Annotated in this window: 24 protein-coding genes; 9 read left to right on the top strand and 15 right to left on the bottom strand. The window is 33.7% G+C overall.

Translation table 11 applies throughout. From position 1 onward, the window contains the following. Window positions 1-13 precede the first annotated feature (13 nt). From IR022_RS05585 to IR022_RS05545, 9 genes are all read right to left on the bottom strand, one after another. Window positions 14-871, bottom strand: coding sequence for a M48 family metallopeptidase (locus tag IR022_RS05585; RefSeq protein ID WP_194202939.1), 858 nt, complete (start codon window positions 869-871; stop codon window positions 14-16). Window positions 872-923: 52 nt separating this feature from the next. After that, complete coding sequence (locus IR022_RS05580) at window positions 924-1,721, bottom strand: metal ABC transporter ATP-binding protein (RefSeq protein ID WP_050710921.1); 798 nt, start codon at window positions 1,719-1,721, stop codon at window positions 924-926. Beyond that, window positions 1,714-2,577: a metal ABC transporter solute-binding protein, Zn/Mn family gene (locus tag IR022_RS05575; RefSeq protein WP_194202938.1), complete on the bottom strand. Its 864-nt coding sequence runs from the start codon at window positions 2,575-2,577 to the stop codon at window positions 1,714-1,716. The genes IR022_RS05580 and IR022_RS05575 overlap by 8 nt, the downstream gene beginning before the upstream one ends. A 107-nt stretch (window positions 2,578-2,684) precedes the next feature. Next, window positions 2,685-3,326, bottom strand: coding sequence for a carbonic anhydrase (locus tag IR022_RS05570; protein WP_050710923.1), 642 nt, complete (start codon window positions 3,324-3,326; stop codon window positions 2,685-2,687). Then, complete coding sequence (gene coaE / locus IR022_RS05565; protein WP_194202937.1) at window positions 3,323-3,901, bottom strand: dephospho-CoA kinase; 579 nt, start codon at window positions 3,899-3,901, stop codon at window positions 3,323-3,325. The genes IR022_RS05570 and coaE overlap by 4 nt, the downstream gene beginning before the upstream one ends. A gap of 3 nt (window positions 3,902-3,904) precedes the next feature. Beyond that, entirely contained in the window at window positions 3,905-4,783 is an 879-nt protein-coding gene (locus IR022_RS05560; protein ID WP_194202936.1) for a YbbR-like domain-containing protein, read from the bottom strand. A gap of 155 nt (window positions 4,784-4,938) precedes the next feature. Beyond that, the gene (gene yajC, locus IR022_RS05555) at window positions 4,939-5,256 is read right to left on the bottom strand and encodes a preprotein translocase subunit YajC (protein ID WP_050710926.1); all 318 of its coding nucleotides are present in this window, start codon (window positions 5,254-5,256) and stop codon (window positions 4,939-4,941) included. A 108-nt stretch (window positions 5,257-5,364) separates the two neighbouring features. Beyond that, entirely contained in the window at window positions 5,365-6,291 is a 927-nt protein-coding gene (gene nusB / locus IR022_RS05550; RefSeq protein ID WP_194202935.1) for a transcription antitermination factor NusB, read from the bottom strand. Between the two features lie 174 nt (window positions 6,292-6,465). Beyond that, entirely contained in the window at window positions 6,466-7,425 is a 960-nt protein-coding gene (locus IR022_RS05545) for an NAD-dependent epimerase/dehydratase family protein (protein WP_194202934.1), read from the bottom strand. A 126-nt stretch (window positions 7,426-7,551) separates the two neighbouring features. Here IR022_RS05545 and IR022_RS05540 point away from each other — a divergent pair, with 126 nt between their 5' ends. From IR022_RS05540 to IR022_RS05530, 3 genes are all read left to right on the top strand, one after another. Then, window positions 7,552-8,718 (top strand): AIR synthase-related protein, encoded by a 1,167-nt coding sequence (locus tag IR022_RS05540; protein WP_194202933.1) that lies wholly within the window; start codon window positions 7,552-7,554, stop codon window positions 8,716-8,718. A 67-nt stretch (window positions 8,719-8,785) separates the two neighbouring features. Next, window positions 8,786-9,157 carry a CD225/dispanin family protein gene (locus IR022_RS05535; RefSeq protein ID WP_050710930.1) on the top strand — a complete coding sequence of 124 codons (372 nt, stop codon included), beginning with the start codon at window positions 8,786-8,788 and terminating at the stop codon, window positions 9,155-9,157. Between the two features lie 71 nt (window positions 9,158-9,228). Continuing rightward, the gene (locus IR022_RS05530) at window positions 9,229-9,636 is read left to right on the top strand and encodes a DUF2752 domain-containing protein (RefSeq protein WP_050710931.1); all 408 of its coding nucleotides are present in this window, start codon (window positions 9,229-9,231) and stop codon (window positions 9,634-9,636) included. A gap of 16 nt (window positions 9,637-9,652) precedes the next feature. On the opposite strand, the gene IR022_RS05525 is transcribed toward IR022_RS05530, so the two are convergent. The 6 genes from IR022_RS05525 to IR022_RS05500 all read right to left on the bottom strand — a co-directional run bounded on the left by IR022_RS05525 (window position 9,653) and on the right by IR022_RS05500 (window position 14,125). Continuing rightward, window positions 9,653-10,321, bottom strand: coding sequence for a glycoside hydrolase family 25 protein (locus IR022_RS05525; RefSeq protein WP_242053073.1), 669 nt, complete (start codon window positions 10,319-10,321; stop codon window positions 9,653-9,655). 65 nt (window positions 10,322-10,386) lie between these two features. After that, the gene (locus IR022_RS05520) at window positions 10,387-10,908 is read right to left on the bottom strand and encodes a KdsC family phosphatase (protein WP_050710933.1); all 522 of its coding nucleotides are present in this window, start codon (window positions 10,906-10,908) and stop codon (window positions 10,387-10,389) included. 7 nt (window positions 10,909-10,915) lie between these two features. After that, window positions 10,916-11,680 carry a Rossmann-like and DUF2520 domain-containing protein gene (locus tag IR022_RS05515; protein ID WP_194202931.1) on the bottom strand — a complete coding sequence of 255 codons (765 nt, stop codon included), beginning with the start codon at window positions 11,678-11,680 and terminating at the stop codon, window positions 10,916-10,918. 7 nt (window positions 11,681-11,687) lie between these two features. Then, window positions 11,688-12,011, bottom strand: a complete 324-nt coding sequence (locus IR022_RS05510) for a LiaF transmembrane domain-containing protein (protein ID WP_050710935.1) — start codon at window positions 12,009-12,011, stop codon at window positions 11,688-11,690. Between the two features lie 117 nt (window positions 12,012-12,128). Further along, window positions 12,129-12,659 (bottom strand): nitroreductase family protein, encoded by a 531-nt coding sequence (locus tag IR022_RS05505; RefSeq protein WP_194202930.1) that lies wholly within the window; start codon window positions 12,657-12,659, stop codon window positions 12,129-12,131. Window positions 12,660-12,754: 95 nt separating this feature from the next. Next, a complete protein-coding gene (locus tag IR022_RS05500) occupies window positions 12,755-14,125 on the bottom strand; it encodes a sugar transferase (RefSeq protein WP_194202929.1) in 1,371 nt (456 codons plus the stop codon). A gap of 193 nt (window positions 14,126-14,318) precedes the next feature. On the opposite strand from IR022_RS05500, the gene IR022_RS05495 reads away from it, so the two are divergent. The 6 genes from IR022_RS05495 (at window position 14,319) to IR022_RS05470 (ending at window position 20,756) form a co-directional block, all read left to right on the top strand. After that, window positions 14,319-15,392, top strand: coding sequence for a glycosyltransferase (locus IR022_RS05495; protein WP_194202928.1), 1,074 nt, complete (start codon window positions 14,319-14,321; stop codon window positions 15,390-15,392). A gap of 3 nt (window positions 15,393-15,395) precedes the next feature. Next, a complete protein-coding gene (locus IR022_RS05490; RefSeq protein WP_194202927.1) occupies window positions 15,396-16,457 on the top strand; it encodes a glycosyltransferase family 2 protein in 1,062 nt (353 codons plus the stop codon). 6 nt (window positions 16,458-16,463) lie between these two features. Continuing rightward, window positions 16,464-17,750 (top strand): hypothetical protein, encoded by a 1,287-nt coding sequence (locus IR022_RS05485; protein ID WP_191976352.1) that lies wholly within the window; start codon window positions 16,464-16,466, stop codon window positions 17,748-17,750. Further along, window positions 17,713-18,759 carry a glycosyltransferase family 4 protein gene (locus IR022_RS05480; RefSeq protein WP_242053071.1) on the top strand — a complete coding sequence of 349 codons (1,047 nt, stop codon included), beginning with the start codon at window positions 17,713-17,715 and terminating at the stop codon, window positions 18,757-18,759. Before IR022_RS05485 ends, IR022_RS05480 begins: the two co-directional genes overlap by 38 nt. Window positions 18,760-18,860: 101 nt before the next feature. Next, on the top strand, window positions 18,861-19,700 hold the full coding sequence (locus IR022_RS05475; protein ID WP_194202925.1) for a glycosyltransferase: 840 nt from the start codon (window positions 18,861-18,863) through the stop codon (window positions 19,698-19,700). A gap of 3 nt (window positions 19,701-19,703) precedes the next feature. Further along, a complete protein-coding gene (locus IR022_RS05470; protein ID WP_194202924.1) occupies window positions 19,704-20,756 on the top strand; it encodes a glycosyltransferase family 4 protein in 1,053 nt (350 codons plus the stop codon). The last annotated feature ends 8 nt before the right edge of the window (window positions 20,757-20,764 follow it).

Here is a 20,764-nt window from a genome sequence, read left to right as displayed (position 1 = left end):
TTGTTTTATATCTTTAGAATGTCCATTCTTTAGCTGTTTTGGACGATTGATTCTTAGTTGCTGTAGTTTTTGCCCCTTTATAATATTTCATTGCTTCGGGAAGTGATTCACGTATCTTTTTTATACGAGTTTCGTCTGAAGGGTGAGTACTTTGGAATTCGGCAACACTTGCACCTCCGGTCTTCTCGGACATCCTAGTCCAAAAGCCTTCAGCTTCTTGCGGATTATATCCAGCCATTGCCATAAAAATAAGTCCAAGTTTATCGGCTTCTAATTCTTGTTTGCGAGAGTAGGGTAGCATAACACCATATTGTGCTCCAAGGCCGTATACTGAATTAGCTACTGTTTGAACAGCACCTGATGTTCCGCTTAATGCTACACCTAAAGCAGCGCCACCATATTGTTGCAGCATTTGTTGGCTCATACGCTCATTAGCATGCTTTGCTACAGCGTGTGCCACTTCGTGTCCTAATACAACAGCTAAACCTGTTTCGTCTCTTGTAATGGGTAGGATACCTTCGTAAACTACAATTTTACCTCCAGGCATGCAAAATGCATTAACATCAGCACTTTTAACAAGATTAAACTCCCAAGCATATTCTGCAAGCATACTTTCCATACCATTTGCCTTAAGATAAGTTTCTACCGCATTAGCTATGTTTCTTCCTACTTTTTGTACCAATGCTGTGTTTGCTTTATCTGTAGATTTTGGTGCAGTTTTCATAAACTCACCATACTCTTGCAAACTTAGGTTTAGAACTTCTTGCTCAGAAACCAATAGTACTTGCTTCCGACCAGTCAAAGGCACGCTACTGCAACCTGATAATAATAAAACGACAGCCGAAATACAGTATATAAGGATACTTTTCATCTTTTATAATTATTACTTAATATAATTGAGAACAACATTATCCAGATAATGTTCAATTGGATGGAGTTGTATCACAACATTTACATCCATCGTGCTTCTCGAGTATACGATGTGGAAAATCTCCATGACCTACAATTTCTATAGGACAAGATGTGTAAGTTTGTTCTAACCATTCGCTACTGACATTTGAACCCGAGTGGTAATGCAGCCCTTCGTTTACGCAAGCAATATTTTTCACCAAAGAAATCACGGTTCCCACATCATGAGAGACAATAATAATGGCAGTATTGGAATTTATTTCTTCTAATATTTTATAGAAGTTAGTCTCGAATCGTTTATCTACATAAGAGTTAGGCTCATCAAGTATCAGCAGGTCGGGATTATCTACAATAGCTCGTCCCAATAATGTACGTTGGAGTTGCCCTCCCGAGAGATTTCCTATTGGTCTATTAATAAGAGCGTCTAAGCCCATTCTGCTCGCTACATCTTTAGCCTGTTGTTTTTGCTCATTAGTAAAATAAGTAAAAAACTTACGTCTGGGAGTGAGACCCGATAGAATGACATCGAATACCGAAATTGGAAATTTTCGATCTATTTGATTGATCTGTGGTAGATAACCTATATTTAGGCGGTTAACAGATTGATTTTTTTTGTAAAACGAAATATCTCCTGTACTTGGTTTTATAAGTCCAAGTATAGTTTTTAATAGCGTTGTTTTTCCTCCACCATTAGGACCTATAATCCCAAGAAAATCATTCTGATATATATCCAGATTAACATCATTGAGTATAGGTCTATTGGCTTCGTAACCAACAGTTATATTTTTTAATTCAAGAATTTTATTAGTCATGTTTTTGTGCAATAGCTTTAGCTATTTTTATAAGTTCGTCATTCCAAGAGTAAGATAATGGATTGATAGATACTATTTCAGCTCCAAGTTCTTTTGCTATTGGTTCAGCATTCTTCTTATCATATTCTTCTTGTACAAAGACCACCTTTACATTGTCTTTCTTAGCTTTCTGAATAAGTTCAGACATTTGTTGCGGTGTTGGATTTTTCCCTTCGACCTCAATGCTATATTGATTTAGACCATATTGATCAGCAAAGTAACTTAATGCCGGATGAAAAATTATAAAGGATTTACTTGGTGCTTGTGATAGATATGACTGAATTGTACTATCGGTTGCTAGTATAACTTTTTCGAGATCTTCAAATCGATCAAGATAATAATCGCTATTCTTAGGATCTAACTCAATCATAGAGTTATACATATTTTTAGTGATTATAAGTGCGGTTGAAGGAGAACTCCAAATATGAGGATCGCTACCTTGATGGCTATGACCTTCATGCCCATGATCATCGATAATAATAGGAATGCCTACCGAGCAATCAACTATCTGTAAATTAGGGTTATTGATACTTATATTATTCAACCAAGTATTTTCAAAGCCCAGATTTCCTACTTTGAAAAACACTCTGCTTTTTCCTATATTTACCATTTGGGAAGGAGATGGGTCATAGGATTCGGGATTTGAACCAGCTGGTATAGCTGTATTTACAGTATACTTATTTCCTACAATTGACTCTAGAAAATATTTTTGAGGCTCAATTGATACCGATAATGTATTGTCCGGATCTTTATGAGGAGGCTTGCATCCCGATAGGGTAAAAAGTAACAAGCTTAGTGTATAAATTATATATTTCATTTCAAAATAGGATATAATGTAAAAATAACTATTATTACATTTTATGAATAGAACCACTTCTATTTATTTTACGAGCTTAAGCGATCGAAAGGTAAGTGACCTTAGGATCAACCAAGACGAAATAAATTGTGTATTCTATCAAATTCTTTATTCAAATCAATTTCCAAGTCTCTGAGCATTCCCTCGTTTAAGTCATAAACCCAACCTACAACACGTGGATAGCCTGTGTTTTTAAAGGACTCTCTAACTTCTCTTATCTTGATAACATTGATGCATTGTTCATAAATATTTATTTCAACAAAGCGTCTGTATCTTTCTTCAGGGTCTTTTATTTGGCTAAGTTCTTGTTCATGTAATCTGTATATATCACGAATACTTCTTAGCCAAGGGCTTATTAATCCTGAGTCTTTAAATTCAATGGCAGCCTTTATACCTCCACAATTGTAATGTCCGCATACAATAATGTACTTAACATTAAGGTTTAGTACAGCATAGTTTATAACAGATAATACATTGAGATCGGTATTGATAACCATATTGGCTATGTTTCGGTGAACGAAAACCTGTCCAGGTCTCAATCCCATAATTTCATTGGCGTGTACTCTACTGTCTGAACATCCAATGTATAAAAAATCGGGATGTTGTTCATCTGCCAAATGGTGAAAAAACTCGGGATCTTCTTTTAGTTTATTTTCAACCCAACGTTTATTGGCTTCAAATATATCATTATATAAGTTATCTTCTATCATTTTATCTTTTCAATTATTTCAATACATTGTTCTATTAGCGATTTTTTTTCATCGTTATAGACGATATAATCAGCTAACTTTAGTTTTTCATCATCCGATAGTTGGCTATTTATTCTTTCAAGAACTTTCTCACGAGTAGTATTATCTCGCAACATTGTCCGTACTATACGTTCTTCAAGAGGAGTATAGACCATCATGACTTTGTCCGTCAATCTTTGCATACCCGATTCATAAAGAATAGCCGCTTCGAGAGCAACTATATGATGATGTTGGTGGCTTTTGACCCACTCGCAATAATGCTGATCAACTATAGGATGTATTATTGAATTCGCAATTGCAAGCTTATGTTTATCATTGAAAATATATGAGGCTAATAATTGTTTGTTTAATTTGTGACCTTCGTATAAGTCATTACCAAAGGCTTCCATTAATTTTTCGCGAACCACAGGCGATGATTCTGTGATTTTTTTACTTTCTATGTCGGCAATATAAACGGGGATATCCAATAATTTAATGATATCTGTTACAGTCGATTTTCCACTGCCAATTCCTCCCGTTATCCCTAGCCTTATCATAACTTATTGCACCTTTGTGTTTTTATATTCGAAAATGAATTCTACATTAGGTGGCGAAATTGTAAGGTTACGTACATAACTTGGACTAGAAGTTATACGTACAGGGACAGAGGCTTGTTTAGAATCTTTTATGCCATCATAATCTATTGCAACCGAAAAGTCTTTCATATTTATAGAGTCTACTTCTGAAACTCCTACAAAAAATGATAGTTTTACTTTTGATGGAAAGAACTTGATATTTAAATTGTCCGGCAGATTAATACACTCTACGGGTATTTCTACATTCTTTTGAGTATATGCTTCTACGGGTACATCGATATCAACTACATCGGGTACAAATTTGATGTTTTTTAGAGATACCAGTTTGTATGGTATAACTTTATCGGAATTTAGACCACTCACAGTATCACTCACCGTATAGGCAAACATTAACTTGTCTAGGTCGGGTCTTGCTGCATATGCAGTAACACTATCGGGTACAATTCGTATATCGCTATTCAAAAAGTAACCTGGCGACAAGTTTATCTGACCGTCGAAAACTACGGGTATCTTTTTATATTCAAGAATTGAATAGTTGAATGATATTCGCAGAGGGTCATAACTCAGTATCTGAGTAGAAGAGGGTAGTGCCTTTCTTACATACATATCAAACGTGCTACCCTGTAAAACTTTACTTGAGCTACTATTGATTATTGCAGAAACATCTAAGCGTAATGTGTCTCTCTTTTTAAAATAGTATTTAAACATACTAAAGCCATTGTCTTTTATTCTCAAGGAGATTTGAGAGGGCAAAGAATCCTGAAAAATTATACTATCCGGAACAGATACATATTTGATAGGAATTGAAATGGATGTTTCGAAAAATTGATTGTAAACCTGCATGAACCAGAGGATTGCAGCAATTATGACAAAAAAAGAAAAAGTCAGAATTTTTTTCCAAGATATTTTTCTTAAAAAAATTCTGACTTTTTGCCATATTTCATTTACCGCATTGCTCATCGCTTATGCATCTTTATTTCGTCAATGTTATTTACTATTTAAGCTTTAGGCGAACCCTCAGAAACTGCAAATACCGAAGCTTTGTCTATCTTGATTCTAACACTTTCTGCTATTTCAATAATAAAATAAGTTTCACCAATTTCTTTGATTTTACCATGCACTCCTCCGGCTGTAATGATTTTGTCTCCAACTTTCATTGCTTGACGAGCTTCTTGCACTGCTTTTTGTTTCTTTTGTTGTGGACGTATCATAAAGAAATAAAATACCACAATAATAAGACCAAACATAGCGATTGTTCCCCATGCTCCTCCAGCTGGCCCTTCTGCCGCTTGTAAGAATACAACTAATGAATTCATAAAATTTATCGTTTTTTATTTTTATTAAGTCTCTTTCTACAAAGATACTTTTTTTTGTAAAATATAAAAGTGAAAACTGCATATCCTGCACTTTAGGGTGCTAAGATTTTATTTTTTTAATAATTTGTTTTCGCTCTTTAGTTCTGTAACTATCGAATCTAATATACCATTTATAAAAGATGAACTTTTGTGAGTGCTATATGATTTAGCAATGTTTATATATTCATTCATCGTTACATTAATAGGAACAGATGGGAAAGCTATTAGTTCAGATACTGCGGTCTGCATAATTATCATATCCATAAAAGCGATTCGCTCAGATTCCCAGTTTTTTGCATATTTATCAATATACTCACGAGCCAATTTTACATTAAACATGGTCTCTCTAAGTAACTTTATAGCAAATTGACGATCTTCTTCGTCTTTAAACATCGGAAGTAAAGGTTGATTTGCTCCTTTTTCGGGATCAAATTTCTTTATTGTTTTGATTACGAATGATTGTACTATCTCAATGTCATCATTCCAAAATAAGCTGTCATCTTCTAACAGATCATCTAATTGCTCTTCACAATAGATGAATGTTTTGAATACTTTTCTCCAAAATTCGCGATCTGTATCGTAGTCTGAAACTTCATTAGCTAAATATTCAGCATAAATGTCAGAGTTCAAGATCTTTTCAAGCAAACTTCTTACATAGTTTTCATGGTCTTCCCACGATTGTGGCCTGTCTGAAACATATTTGTTGAACTGTTCATTGTTTTTCAATTGCTTGATAAACAAGTTGTCTGATAATCTGGTGTTTGGATTGATGTCTTCATCGGTGGGCAGTAATTTTGCCTTACGAGACTCTAGACGTCTGGTGTGAGTATCTGTAATTTCGATAAGAAGAGCTAGCAGATAGTAGTATAAGTCATACGACTTTTGAAGACTAAACATTAGTTCGGTTTCTGCTTTTTTGAGGTCTCCACTTTCATTTAGATAAGTAGAATACAGTACTTGTATAACCCGAATACGAATAAGAACGCGATTGATCATTGCTCAGTAAGTAAATTTGAGGTGCAAAGGTAATGATTCCTGTCGTATAATTGGTGCTAGATTGCTAGTTTTTCTTCTATTTTTGATTTTTCATAAAAGTGAAATTATTGATAGCGATAAAATATATAAACCTTCGAAAGGTTCAGATGTGATATTTTTATTTATATCTTTTTATTAAAATAAGTTTATTCCTTCCTTATACGTTTTATATTTAAGTGTAGGCAGGAGCTCTCGCCTCATTCTTTTTGTGTCGCCATAATAAGAAACTCTACCTATTTTTATAAAGTCGCGTGTGAGAGGACTTATGTTTCCTGATATGTATGAATAAAATTCAAAACAACGTGCGGCGGTCATTATCATCCAAAGAGGCATACGCCAAGGTGTAGGATTTTTTTTGTAAGTAGTTATGTCATCCAAAAATTGCTGTAATGTCTGGATACCTTCATCTCCAATATGATATATTCCTTGAATATTGGGTTTTATAGCTGCTGCTGCTATGGTAGCATTCACAAAGTCGTCTTTAGATATAAGATGAACGTATGTGGGTTGTTTCCAAATACCAAGCAGGTAATGACGAGCAAACCATTGTGCTGCATCAATCATTAATATACCTTTCCCGTAAACCATTCCAACTCGTAGTGAAACAGGTTCGAATTTATATTGCTCTGCATATTGGAAAAGTAATTTTTCTTCTTCCAGTCTAGTTTGAGCATGCGAAGATATTGGTTTACCACTTAATATCCCTGTTGCCGGATTTTGTGGTGTAGTTTCACCTTCTACATGCGGAAAACTTATAAGGATAACTCTTTTAACTTGTTGTTTCGTTGCTACATTCAGTAGATTCTTGAAGTATTGAGTATTAGTCTCAGGCAGAAATTTTTCAGGGTTTGCTTTAAATAATACACCTGCAAAATGAACGATTGTATCTACATTGTTGAATGCTGCAAATAAGGTGTTCTCCTTTGCTAAATCTATTTTAAAAACAGATACATTCTTTTTATCGGATAAATCGTTGGGTACTTTTTTATTGTGAACTAATAGATTTAATTCCACATCTTCTTGTTGTAATTTTTGAGCTAATAAGCTTCCCAAATTTCCTGCTGCACCTGTTATTGCAATTCGTTGTTTTGTCATAAAAACTTATTCTGAGTCAATACTGAAAGACAAATATACCTAATATAAGTATGTCCCGAAGTTCTTTTTTCTTACATTTGCAAAAAGTTATTAATAAGATTTAGAGAAACATTACATTAAATACCCATGAGTGATCAAAGATATAATCAGAGAGGTGTATCAGCCTCCAAAGAAGATGTCCATAATGCTATAAAGAACATAGATAAAGGATTATATCCCAAAGCTTTTTGTAAAATAATACCTGATGTATTAGGCGGCGATTCTGAATATTGCAATATCATGCATGCTGATGGAGCAGGTACTAAATCTTCTCTTGCATACATATATTGGAAAGAAACAGGTGATCTTTCTGTTTGGAGAGGAATAGCTCAAGATGCATTGATCATGAATATCGATGATTTACTTTGTGTAGGAGCTACTGATAATATTTTATTATCTTCGACTATAGGACGTAATAAACTATTAATTCCAGGAGAAGTTATTTCTGCTATTATAAATGCTACTAACGATTTGTGTGTAGAGCTTTCGCAATTAGGAGTGAATATATATCCAACCGGAGGCGAAACTGCTGATGTTGGCGATTTGGTACGTACCATAATAGTAGATAGTACAGTTACTTGTCGCATGAAGCGTTCGGATGTAATATCTAATGATAATATACAAGCAGGTGACGTTATTGTAGGTTTATCGTCATCGGGACAAGCAACATACGAAACTGAATATAATGGAGGAATGGGTAGTAATGGTTTAACATCGGCACGTCATGATGTATTTGCTAATTATCTAGCTCAGAAATATCCAGAAAGCTACGATGCTTCGATCCCTGCTGATTTAGCATATTCCGGAGCTAAGAAACTAACAGATACAATTGCTGATGTTTCTATTGATGCCGGTAAATTGGTGCTTTCTCCAACACGTACTTATGCTCCTGTTATAAAACAAATATTGGAGCAGTTGCGTTCTCAAATTCATGGAATGGTACATTGTTCGGGCGGTGCTCAAACAAAAGTACTTCATTTTGTAGATAAGGTAAAGATTATAAAAGATAATATGTTTCCCGTTCCTCCATTGTTTAAGCTTATACATGAGCAATCGGGTACCGATTGGCAAGAGATGTATAAAGTCTTCAATATGGGGCACAGAATGGAAATTTATATCTCTCCCGAGTATGCTCAAAAGGTTATTGATATATCTAAATCTTTTAATATTGATGCTCAGATAGTAGGAAGGGTAGAGGCATCTGCCAAAACAGAACTTACCATAGAAAGTGAGTTTGGTACATTTAACTATTAAGTAATAGCACTATTTTGATAGGCATTGAGCACAAGAACAAGCAATCTTAACTAACATTTTATTATATATGGAAAATAAATCATTTACTCAGAATCCGAATTTTAATTTCAACACTCCTAACGATGAAAATAGGCCTCCTAAGCCCAATAATAATTTACCTTTGGCAATTGTAGGTACAGTATTAGGTTTTTGTAGTCCATGTTGTATTGGGCTTATATTAGGTATTATTGCGATTGTATTTTCTACTCAAGTAGATTCTAAATACAATGTAGGCGACTATTTTGGAGCTGAAGGTGCAGCTAAGAATGCTAAAATATTAGCTTTTATTGCAATAGGCCTAGGTGTAGTAGGGTTAATTTGGAATATTATTCAAATTGCGACTTTAGGAACTACCGGATTTATGGAATATTATCAACAATATTTAGAACAAGTATCTTAATAAACTATAGTTTACTATATTATAAGAAGAAAGGGTAATATTTACAGTATTGCCCTTTTCTATATTCGAGTATGAGAAAATATATTATTATAGCTTTATCAATAATACTTCCTCTGTTAGTAGTTTGTATGTATTATTTTTATAATGAGGCAAATAGTGGATGGAGTGTACAATGTAGTTTTTATCAGATAACAGGGTTGCAATGTCCGGGCTGTGGAGGGCAGCGAGCATTACACTATTTGTTACATGGCGAATTTTTGAAAGCTTTTAGATCTAATGCCATATTTGTAATTTGTATTCCGTTCTTTGTCTATCTATATATTGTTTTGATTGAGGTGTATGGACTTAAGAGGCAGAAATATCTAAATAGCTTTTTGTTTTCGAGCAAGTTTGGTGTGATTGTATTGGTAGTAACTCTTACTTTTTTTGTCCTTCGTAATATACCTGCTATTCCTTTTGTGTATTTATCTCCACCCTGATTAAGTAGATAAACTCTTACCTCATAAGTTGCTCAAATTCACTTCTAGTCCCCGAAAAAACGTTAAGATCGACTAAGGTTTCTATTCCCTCAATTTCTCCTCTATTTGTATATTGCCAAAATAGCCACTCCCTGTCATTATCTAGTTTAGGTGTATTTTGAATATCACGAATCCAGATAGGGTTATTGGTGAAGTTTTGTGTCAGATATCTTCGGTAAAACTCCCATGTAGTATAAATGATTACTTTTTTCTCATAATGAGCTTCAACTGTTCTTATATAGAGATCTATTTCGTGGAGAATATCGTCGCGATAATTCTCTTTACTACAATTTCCCGAAAACTCAAGATCAATAATTGGAGGAAGGTTGGTACTGTCTTTGGGTACAGAACCTATAAAATTTAGGGCTTGTAATTCGCCATCTTTGCAGAATGTAAAAAAATGGTAAGCTCCTACTGCTATATCTAGCTCTTTAGCTTGTTGCCAATTCTCTACAAAGCGAGTGTCTTTAAAATCACCACCTTCGGTTGCCTTTATAAATGCAAATTGTACTTTCTGCTTATCAAGCTTCTCCCAGTCTATTATCTTTTGATGATGTGAAATATCAATTCCATGAACGGGGTATTGCTCAGAAGATGGATAATTAAGTCTTATATATCCGGAATTATATGCATATTTGAGACCCATAAAACCAACAAGTGTTATAGATAAAAAGATGAAGGTATATAGGATCTGTTTTTTTGTCATTTAATTTACCAACCAAAAGCTTTATCATTCATCCATGTACCCTGCGTTTTCATAACCTGCTCTATAACGTCTCTGGCAACGCCTTCTCCACCTTTTTTATGAGATATATATTTAGCAATACCTCTGATTTCGGGTGCAGCATCAGCCGGAGCAACGGGTAAGCCTACTACTTGCATTACTTGATAGTCGGGAAGATCATCTCCAACGTAAATAATTTCTTCGGGCTTATAACCTGTTTTGGAGAGATAATCATTGAAATCGGTTATTTTAATAGACGATTTCATATATATATGCTCTATTCCTAAGCGAGAGAAACGTAATCTAACAGCTTCTGTATCTCCCCCTGTTATAATAGCCATTCCATAACCTGTTTTACATGCCAGATTGAGCGCATAGCCATCTTTTATATTTACCATACGCATAGGTTCTCCTTCGGGAGACATAGGTATACTATCAGGAGATAATACTCCATCTACATCAAATATAAAGGCTTTTATTTTATTTAGATCGTAATTTATAGAACTCATATTTTTATTAAGACTTATTTGTTTTGTGTATATTCTTACTTATTAATGCATATATTTCCTTCAAATCAGGGTCTTCTATTAAATCAATATGCTTTTGAATTACATTTTCATCGTAACGTATTGCAGGACCTGTTTGAGCCTCTTGTGGCAATAGGGTGTGAACTTTTGATGCAGTCTCATCAATCAAAGGTAAGAGGGATTCGAAAGGAATACCTTCTTCTTCTAAAATATGTTGAGAAATTGTATACATGTGGTTTACAAAATTACATGCAAATACGCCTGTTACATGCAAATATTGGCGTTTCTCGGATGATAAGGTTCGAACTTTATCCGAAATTTGTAGACAAATACTTTGTAATAAATCCAGATCAGTCTTATTGCTTGCTTCTATAAAGATAGGGATTTTACGAAAGTTTAAGTCTCTGTTATCGCTGAATGTTTGGAAGGGATATAATACCCCATATCGAATACTATATCCTTTAAATATATCTAAGCTAATACTACCGGCGGTGTGCAGCCATAGTCCATTGTTGGATGGCATTTCGGTAATAACTGAAAGTAAGGCTGAATCTTTAACTGAAAAGATATAGATATCAGCATTAGTATCAACTGCTTTGATATTGGAGGTTGCTTTAGCATTAACTTTTTGGGCTAATTCTTGTGCTGAATGGTCTGTCCTACTATATACTTGCTGAATAGTAAATGAGTGTTTAGCTAATTCGGTAGCCAAATGTGTAGCTAGCTTTCCTGCTCCAATAAATACAATATTCATTTGATATCTATTTTCTTGAAGTTATAACCATAAAAAGCCCGATGATAACTAGTATGACTGGGACTATTAATGACGAATAATTATGAATCCATCCAAAGAAGAAATCGAAATTCATAATAACACCTATCGCTGTAAATACAATGCCCATAGTCTTCTCAGCCTTTGTAAATAAAAAGATGATACCGGCAATTATAAAAAATGTACCAATATTCATTAGCTTATCAGCATAGGGAATGTGTGATAATATACCTGTTTTACTTAGTAAATAAATAATACCTATGATAAGAATTAAAAGACCATATGGAAGTCTGTTTCCTGAACTTTTAGCCATGTGAAGGAGATTATATTGTTTTCAGTATTTTTTTGAAGGAGTTAATTCTCTTTGCTACTTGGCACAAGCTATTACTATTATAGTTAGCTTAACCTAAGCAATAAAAGGTCTAAAGGGTTATTTATATTTACCTATATGGACTTTTTCCCATTCTAATTTTTCTTCATCATGCGGAGGCTTTTCTTGATCTTTATGACCAAAAGCAATGATGGATAGAACTTGTAATTGCATTGGGATATCTAATAAGTCTTTTACATATTCTTCGGATGAAGTTTCTGACGCAGTATAGCGATCTCTGATTTGTACCCAACAACTGCCTAAACCCAAGTCTTCTGCCTGAAGTTGCATCATAATGGAGGCTATAGAGCCATCCTCAATCCATACACTACTAGTCAGGGGATCAACAGCTACAACTATTGCCAATGCACAATCTGCAATTAATCTACTAGCCATTTTCTTGCATAACGAGAGTTGAGCAAGTAATTCTTTATCTTCGATAGCAATAAAACGCCAAGGTTTAGCATTTTTTGAAGTCGGAGATTTTAATCCGGCCTTTAAAATTAATTCTACTTGTTCTGCATCAAGAGGTTCAGACGTAAATTTACGTATACTACGTCTTTGTGTGATTAATTCAGAGAAACTATTCATTATTGTGTCTTGGTAAAATTATTTAAGTTGATAGGAGTATTTAAGTAAGGCTTGGTTACTATATAAGTCTTAAGTATTGAATTATATCGTACTTTCTAGTCCTTATCTATCAATTTGTTTATAAATTCTTCTTGGTCTTCGATATCACGAACTCCTTCTGTACTGCTTTTCTTTAATAGAACTGTTAAGGTTTGCATGATAAGCTTAATATCTAATGCAAATGAATACCCATTAATATATAATAGATCGTACTTTAGTTTATCCTTAACAGAGGTATTATATTTACCTTGTACTTGAGCTAAACCTGTTAAACCAGCTTTAACTCTATGGCGCAAGTCGTATTCGGGAATCTCTTTGCAATATTGATCAACAAAGAATGGGCGTTCGGGACGTGGTCCTACAATGCTCATGTCACCCTTCAGTATGTTGTAAATTTGTGGAATTTCATCCAATCGTGTTGCCCGTAAAAAAGCGCCAAGTTTGGTGATTCTATTATCCGATTGTTGGGCTAGAGTTGGTCCAGAGGCTGCTTCTGCATTCTCTATCATTGTTCTGAATTTATAGATGAAAAACGGCTTATTAGCTCGTGTAATACGTTCTTGTTTATAGAATACACTACCTCCTCCAATCTTGAGGCATAGTGCAACGAATAAACCGGGGATAAATGCTATTATAAAAGCTATGGAGCATAGTAAAATATCCAAGATTCGTTTTGCAAAATCATGCTCTATATTTATATCAAACTGTCTTACTTTTAAAACGGGGGTATCTTCTATTTGAATAAAATTGGCATTAAATAGAAAAATTTCCTGAAACTTAGGTTCATAAAAAAACTGTTTGTTCTTTTTAACACAATCTTCAGCCATTTCTTGTTTCCTACTTTCATCTACATCATCGGAAATAAAAATCAGATCTGAATTTAATAGGTGTTTTTCTAAATTAACAGATTCTGGGGTGCAAATATGTGTAACATTCGACCAAATACCTTTTGAATGTATTAGCTTTAGTGCTAAATACTTTGCTTTATCATACCCAATGACTAAAACAGTTTTGAGTACATTGTCTCTAAGGTATTTTTTATTAATATATAGATGCCACAGAGTTAGGAGTACGACCTGGACTATGGAGCTCACAATAAGTATACTTCGAGGATAAGCCAATCGTCGGGTAAGAAAGCTCATCGCCATTGTTAGCATAAATAAGCATAGAATTGCCACTGTAACGGAATAGGCTACTCCAAATAATGTAAATTCTTTAGGTTTATCAAGTTCGAATACATGCCCTACAATGAGATAAAACAAACCAATATAGGGAGCCATTGATATAATGGAGTATAAATTGTCGTTATATGCAGCTAAACTGTCAGCAAAGTATAAATATGCAAGATAGGTTGATAGATAAATGATAAAGAGATCTACCAGAAGTATAAACATACTAAATCCCTTTCTCGTGAATAATCTTTCCATATATGATTTCCTAAAATTGTTAAATCCTAAATTCAGTATTTAATTGCAAATTTAGAAAGATATTACTAAAAAAGGATATATTCTAAATTTTAATTAAGGTGAAGAACGATAGGAAAGATTGTATCTCATCGCTATTTTTGTTTAAAAAGGAATATCTTTGTACTTTGGTTATTAATAAGTATGTTAAAATAGGATGAAAATATTTCAAGTTATAACCGTGTCGGAATTTGGCGGAGCTCAGTCAGTTGTGGCAAACCTTATTGAAGGGTTGAGCGATGATGATGAAGTTTTCATTCTATATGGAGGTAATGGTGAGGCTTGGAAACATCTAACAAAAAAGGTACATCTAATCAAAATTTGTGAGCATCGAAAGGAAGCTTCTTTGAAGGATATATCTTTGGCCTTTAAATTATTGCGTCTAAGAATAAAATGTAAGCCAGATATTGTTCATTTACACTCTTCTAAGATGGGAGCAATAGGTCGTATCGTTTTTAACCCCAAAACTATAGTGTACAGTGTGCATGGCTTTGACTCTATAAGAAAAGCTTTTCGTAAATTTTTGATTGTAGAGAAATTGTTAAAAAATAGAGCTGCGAAGATAGTTGGAGTTAGCCAATATGATGTAAATTGTTTACAAGAGGAGGGGATATCTCGTAATGTTGAGCTTGTTTACAATGGAGTTGTAGATCATAAGTTTGATAATTTGGAGGCTCTTGAAGATTCTAATTTAAAGAATAAGATTGAAGGTATAAAGAATAATTACAGTAAGTTGATAATGTGTGTATCTAGAATATCTGCACAAAAGAAATTTGACTTATTTATTGATATTGCAAAGCAAAGAACTGAGTATGCATTTGTTTGGATTGGGAACAAGGAGATTATCTCAGATTTGCCATCTAATGTATTTTGTTTAGGCGAAACGCATGCAGCATATGTGTATTTGAAATACGCTGATGTTTTTATACTGCCTTCTAATTATGAGGGTTTACCTATTTCTCTATTGGAAGCCTTATCATTTGGAATTCCTGTAGTAGCATCTAATGTTGGAGGTATTGGAGAAGTTTTGGATGGAAAGAATGGTTTTGCAGTAGAAAATGATGTTCAATCTTTTACTGAAAAAATAGATTACGTTTTAGAAGGTACAACAAATGAAGTCATGCGATCTGAGGCTCGAAATTCTTATTTGAGAAATTTTACAATAGACAAAATGGTCGAAGGATATACTTCTATATTTAAGGCAATATATAATAAAGGAAATCGTTCATAAAATATGTCAACACCCCTAGTATCAGTTTTAATACCTTGTTATAATGTTGAAGATTATGTGGTTGAATCCGTTTCTTCCATTATGTCTCAAACATATACAAACTTGGAAATCATTATTATAAATGATTCATCGTCTGATGGTACGGCTAATAAATTAGACGAATTAGCCCATAGAGACAGCCGAATCAAGATTTATACGAATGATGTAAACTTAAAATTGATAAAGACTCTCAATAAAGGTGTAGATTTATGTAATGGCAAATATATAGCTCGCATGGATGCCGATGATATCTCTTTTCCTACAAGAATAGAAAAGCAAGTTGAGTTTTTGGAGAGAAATGGGGATTATGATGTTGTTAGTACCATGTTTTATACTTTTAGAACAGGTAAGGCTAAGCGAAATCTATATATAAATCCGGTGACATATGAGGAATTACAAGCTTATCTTTTATTCAGATCAGGAATTTGTCATCCGGCAGTAATGGTTCGTAAAACTCTTTTTACAGAATTAGGATTGAAGTTTGAAGAAAAATATTTGCATGTAGAAGATTATGCTTTATGGTCTAAAGCTCTTTATTGTACTAAATTAGCAAATTTAAATGAACCTCTTCTGTATTATAGAGTTCATGAACATCAAGTATCTTCATTGAATAAAAAAAAACAAATTGATAATAAAAAAGAAGTTTTTAAAATTCATTGTGAAAAACTAGGGCTATCGTCATCTGAGGAGGATTTAGATATATATGCATCGGTTGCAGAATGCGTACCAACACATTCAAGTTTTGAATATCTTGAAAAATGTGAGGTGTTTATGCAAACATTGTTAGATAGAAATAGAAACGATCAGTTTTGTTCTCCAGAGTATTTAAAGAGGATCTTATCTTTGCATTGGATTCGACTTTGCGCTAATTCAAGATTGGGTGTGAGTGTTTTAGATAAATGTTTTACATCTTCATTATATGATAAAACATATTACAAAAAACGAGATATTTTAATATTACGAATTAAATGTATATTTAAGATGGAATACAAAAAGTCTTTTTTATATAAACTTGTATTTAGATAAAATTATATGAAAAAAATATTGTTAATAACGATATTCTTTATTTTCCTTTTCTATACGTTATATCCTCAGGCTATTTCATTCTTTGGGTATTCTTTCCTTTTTACATCTGGGGTATTAGGACTTATTTTATATCTGTATAATGGAAAACCTTTTGATGAGGTTATAACTATTTTTTTATCATATATTCCATTTGTATTAGCCTGTCTTATCACTGCATACTTAACTCCGTTTAGAGATGCATACATGATGGACTATACAAAAAGTCAGTTTGCATGGATATTTGGGTCATATTTAATTGTCACTTTTTTCTTTATTATACACCCAAGAGGGAGTTTTACACTATTCTTGTACTATATTGTTGGAGCGATATTTGCACAGTGTGTAATCTCCATAGCTATGCATCAAAATGCTACAATTAGAGATTTCTTCAATTCGTTGCAAATGATGGATATGGTTGCTCTTGCAAAGCGACAAGAAACAGAAGGTGCTCGTTTGTTAGGATATGGTGTTGCCTTTTTTGGAGCAGGTATTTCATGTGGTTTTGCTCTTATTGTTTTAGTATATATCATATTAAAGACTAAGCTGAATCTAATTTCGATTCTTTTAATCGCTAGTGTATATTGTTTTATTGCATATGTAGGACTTCTCTCTGCAAGAACAACCTCCATTGGGCTTTTTGCAAGTATTATTCTTGCTGTAATTCTAATTTTTACGAGTGGTAAAAAGAAAGTTCAGAAAGGACAATTTTTTAGGTTCTTGGCTGTTGCAGCTTTGTTTGGATCAATAGGTCATACACTTGCATATCTTTATTTTCCTGAGTTTGCAGATTGGGCATTTGAAGCTTTTATTAATTATAGTAATACGGGAGAGTTTAGAACTGCTTCTTCTGATGGATTGGAAAATATGTTTCAATTACCACATACTTTTGATCAATGGTTGTATGGATGGGGAGTTATGGAATTCTGGGGTAGTGATGTGGGGTATACTCGTTTGTTATTCTATGTAGGGCTACCTGGTACATTAGCTTACTTTTTTTATCAGTTTATGCTGGTGAAAATGTCTTTTACCAATGATAGAGCATTTACTTTTACATTGTTGGTAATGTATGCATACAACTTGGCACTGAATTATAAGGGACTGTCAGATTTGAACTTATTCATGTATCTCTTTATATTCTACTTTCTTCATTACAGATATTATATTTACACACCACAATTATACCGACTTGGAAAATTCAATTCGACTAAACTTCGTTATGCCGTTCAAAGCTCGACGCCCCGCAGGAGGGTTTAGAGTTATGTATGAATATGCAAATAGGTTATCAGATTTGGGGTATGATGTGCATATTACCTATCCTCTGAAAACAAGATATATGGAATATAGATTGCCATATTTTTTGCGTTATGTTTTATCATATATAGAAGGGTTTAGAACTAGTAAATGGTTTGATTTCAGGCATAATATTTCGATGTCGTATGCTAATACTATAAATAATAGAAGCGTAAAGGATTCGGATATTATTATAGCAACATGGTGGGCAAATGCTGTAAAAATGGGGAAGTTGGAAAGTCGTAAAGGAAAAAAGATAAACTTTATTCAAGGCTACGAAAATTGGATAGGACATGAAGATGAATTACATGCTTCGTATAATATGGAAGGTGTAACCAATATTGTAGTTGCCTCTTATTTAAAAGAGATTGTTGAGAAGTATACTCAGAATCCAACACTTCTTATTCCCAATGCAATTGACAAAGATAAATACAAAGTCTTAGAGTCTATAGAAGGACGAAAACCAGCTTCAATTTGTATGTTGTATTCTATACAAGAAATAAAAGGTTCGAATTATGGACTTGAAGCTTTGGCACAAGTAAAAGAAGAGTGCCCTGAGTTAACTGTTGACTTATTTGGTATATGCCCAGAGCCAGAAGACTTACCAGATTGGATTACTTTTTACCGGGATCCTAAAGATTTATGCCTGATTTATAATAGAAATGCTATATTTATATCAAACTCTTTAACAGAGGGAATGGCATTAACGCCTATGGAAGCCATGTTCTGTGGTTGTGCAGCTGTATTAACCGATATAGAGGGGCACGCAGAATATGGAAAAAATAATGAAACGGCATTGTTATATGAAGCTAGAAATTCAGACGAATTAGCTAACAAAGTGATGAGTTTGATTGTTAATAATGAAAATCGAATATCTTTAGCAAAAAGAGGGAATACTTTTATACAGCAATTTTCATGGGATATTGCTGTCAACAAAATGGATAAGATTATTAAAAGCTTAGTCAAGAAATAAAGATTTTGAGCTTGCTGTTACTCTGAAATGCATAATATTCAGAATAATTAGTTAGAGCTATGGAGTGTAGTAATGAGTATTTTATATTACTAAGAGTTTAGATGAAAAGAAGAGTTGCAATTTTAATTCGGGTATATGATCGTATTGAAGATTTGAAGTATAATCTTCAGATAATAAGACGTACATGGACTGAGTTTGATTATCATATAATTGTTATTAGTAATGGTTACCCCGATGGTTATCGTATTAATGCTGAATCGGTCAGCCTTATAGATAATCTTATTGTATTAGAGCATAATGCGGGACATAAAAAAGGCAATTCTCAATTACTTATAGAAGGTCAGAAGTATATTCCTGTGGATTGCGATTATACAGTTATCTTAGAAGCTGATACATGGATGTATACTGATCGAACAGTAAAAGAGTATGTCGAATTCATGGAAGAAGCCTCTAGCGTGGTTTGGTCTAGTGCCGATTGGTACGATAAAGATTACGCTTTGGCTGTAGATTTTGCTGTAATAAAATCAGATTTTATACGTCAAAATCCTAAATTGTTTGATTTTGAAATATATCCGGAATGTTATATTGCAAATTATCTGAGAGATGCCAATGTGAGATTTAAATGGATAACAGAGAATATGCCTGTACATGTACCTAGTTATGTGTCTAGGTATCCGTATGTGGATGACTCAACGCAAAGGAGATTCTATGTTTTTCCAAAATCAAAGATGGTTACTCACCATATTGAATTCCTAAAGGGAGGAATGCCTCAAAAGAAACGCTATTTTAATACGGTTGCTAATTACGATTTTTTTGAAGAAGAGCCTGTGTCTAATAAGGGGTGGGAGAGGTTTAAAATGTATTTTTGGACTCGTTTAAGTTATCTTTTTATTAAAAAAAGTTGGTTTCAAAAGAAATATTATAGAGATATTACCCAATAATATATGTTTGTAGTAAATGGTCGATTTTTGACACAGAAGCCAACAGGTGTTCATCGGTTTGCTTTTGAGATGTGTAATAAACTTCATGAACTTGAGGTTGATTTCTATGTGGCTGTGCCAAAGGAAATTAATTCTGACTACAAATTTAATTTTAAAACTGTAGCATGTGGATCGATGGGCTCACACCTTTGGGAGCAGATTAGTTTACCTAGGTATCTTAAACAACAAGGAAATCCTTTACTTGTAAGTTTTTCGGGTTGTGGCCCTCTAAATTATTCGAATCAGATAATTACTATACATGATGTGTCGCACGAGAGACATCCCGAATGGTTTTCTAAAAACTATTGTCGGTTTTATGGTTATATGATGCCTCGAATAGGGAAAAAGGCGCATGCAGTTATTACCGTTAGTGAATTCTCTAAGAAAGAAATTGAAGAGACTCTTCAAATTGCAGCTGAAAAAATTTATGTAATCAATTGTAGTATTCCTTCTTACCATAAGGTTGATAATATATCAATTGAACATAGCGGAGAGGCTGAAAGCTATATAGTATCGGTTTCGTCAATGGATCCTCGAAAGAACTTTATTCGTTTGGTAGAAGCTTTCAATAATATAGAAGATAAGTCTATAAAGCTATATATTGTTGGTATGCAATTCAAAGCATTTAATACTCCTGATATGCAAAAGCTTATTAGCGAAAATGTTATTCTTACAGGATATCTTGATGATGAGTCTTTACAAAAGATGTATAAGAATGCTTTATTTTCTGTATATCCCTCTTTATATGAAGGATTTGGGATTCCACCTTTAGAATCCATGTCCTATGGTTGCCCCGTTATAGTATCTGACATACCTGCTTTGAGAGAAATCAACGAAGATGCAGCTTTATATACCGATCCTTTAAATGTTGCGGATATGAGCTCTAAAATGGATTTGCTGATTCGTGATACTCAACTCAGGAAGGAATTGAGCCAAAAGGGTAGGCTACAGGTTCAAAAATATTCATGGGATAAGTCAGCCCAACAAGTTTTGGAGTTAGTAAAACGATATTCATAATTTACTTT

The organism is Dysgonomonas sp. GY617, from assembly GCF_015233815.1.
Classification (GTDB): Bacteria; Bacteroidota; Bacteroidia; order Bacteroidales; family Dysgonomonadaceae; genus Dysgonomonas_A.
The sequence above is the reverse complement of the archived record's forward strand: the minus strand, read 5'-3'. Positions and strand labels throughout refer to the sequence as shown.

What these genes read in the sequence shown, in the direction of transcription:
- IR022_RS05585 (WP_194202939.1), bottom strand. Translation starts at nt 871, where the DNA reads ATGAAAAGTATCCTTATATACTGTATTTCGGCTGTCGTTTTATTATTA.
- IR022_RS05580 (WP_050710921.1), bottom strand. Translation starts at nt 1,721, where the DNA reads ATGACTAATAAAATTCTTGAATTAAAAAATATAACTGTTGGTTACGAA.
- IR022_RS05575 (WP_194202938.1), bottom strand. Translation starts at nt 2,577, where the DNA reads ATGAAATATATAATTTATACACTAAGCTTGTTACTTTTTACCCTATCG.
- IR022_RS05570 (WP_050710923.1), bottom strand. Translation starts at nt 3,326, where the DNA reads ATGATAGAAGATAACTTATATAATGATATATTTGAAGCCAATAAACGT.
- coaE (WP_194202937.1), bottom strand. Translation starts at nt 3,901, where the DNA reads ATGATAAGGCTAGGGATAACGGGAGGAATTGGCAGTGGAAAATCGACT.
- IR022_RS05560 (WP_194202936.1), bottom strand. Translation starts at nt 4,783, where the DNA reads ATGCAGGTTTACAATCAATTTTTCGAAACATCCATTTCAATTCCTATC.
- yajC (WP_050710926.1), bottom strand. Translation starts at nt 5,256, where the DNA reads ATGAATTCATTAGTTGTATTCTTACAAGCGGCAGAAGGGCCAGCTGGA.
- nusB (WP_194202935.1), bottom strand. Translation starts at nt 6,291, where the DNA reads ATGATCAATCGCGTTCTTATTCGTATTCGGGTTATACAAGTACTGTAT.
- IR022_RS05545 (WP_194202934.1), bottom strand. Translation starts at nt 7,425, where the DNA reads ATGACAAAACAACGAATTGCAATAACAGGTGCAGCAGGAAATTTGGGA.
- IR022_RS05540 (WP_194202933.1), top strand. Translation starts at nt 7,552, where the DNA reads ATGAGTGATCAAAGATATAATCAGAGAGGTGTATCAGCCTCCAAAGAA.
- IR022_RS05535 (WP_050710930.1), top strand. Translation starts at nt 8,786, where the DNA reads ATGGAAAATAAATCATTTACTCAGAATCCGAATTTTAATTTCAACACT.
- IR022_RS05530 (WP_050710931.1), top strand. Translation starts at nt 9,229, where the DNA reads ATGAGAAAATATATTATTATAGCTTTATCAATAATACTTCCTCTGTTA.
- IR022_RS05525 (WP_242053073.1), bottom strand. Translation starts at nt 10,321, where the DNA reads ATGGGTCTCAAATATGCATATAATTCCGGATATATAAGACTTAATTAT.
- IR022_RS05520 (WP_050710933.1), bottom strand. Translation starts at nt 10,908, where the DNA reads ATGAGTTCTATAAATTACGATCTAAATAAAATAAAAGCCTTTATATTT.
- IR022_RS05515 (WP_194202931.1), bottom strand. Translation starts at nt 11,680, where the DNA reads ATGAATATTGTATTTATTGGAGCAGGAAAGCTAGCTACACATTTGGCT.
- IR022_RS05510 (WP_050710935.1), bottom strand. Translation starts at nt 12,011, where the DNA reads ATGGCTAAAAGTTCAGGAAACAGACTTCCATATGGTCTTTTAATTCTT.
- IR022_RS05505 (WP_194202930.1), bottom strand. Translation starts at nt 12,659, where the DNA reads ATGAATAGTTTCTCTGAATTAATCACACAAAGACGTAGTATACGTAAA.
- IR022_RS05500 (WP_194202929.1), bottom strand. Translation starts at nt 14,125, where the DNA reads ATGGAAAGATTATTCACGAGAAAGGGATTTAGTATGTTTATACTTCTG.
- IR022_RS05495 (WP_194202928.1), top strand. Translation starts at nt 14,319, where the DNA reads ATGAAAATATTTCAAGTTATAACCGTGTCGGAATTTGGCGGAGCTCAG.
- IR022_RS05490 (WP_194202927.1), top strand. Translation starts at nt 15,396, where the DNA reads ATGTCAACACCCCTAGTATCAGTTTTAATACCTTGTTATAATGTTGAA.
- IR022_RS05485 (WP_191976352.1), top strand. Translation starts at nt 16,464, where the DNA reads ATGAAAAAAATATTGTTAATAACGATATTCTTTATTTTCCTTTTCTAT.
- IR022_RS05480 (WP_242053071.1), top strand. Translation starts at nt 17,713, where the DNA reads ATGCCGTTCAAAGCTCGACGCCCCGCAGGAGGGTTTAGAGTTATGTAT.
- IR022_RS05475 (WP_194202925.1), top strand. Translation starts at nt 18,861, where the DNA reads ATGAAAAGAAGAGTTGCAATTTTAATTCGGGTATATGATCGTATTGAA.
- IR022_RS05470 (WP_194202924.1), top strand. Translation starts at nt 19,704, where the DNA reads ATGTTTGTAGTAAATGGTCGATTTTTGACACAGAAGCCAACAGGTGTT.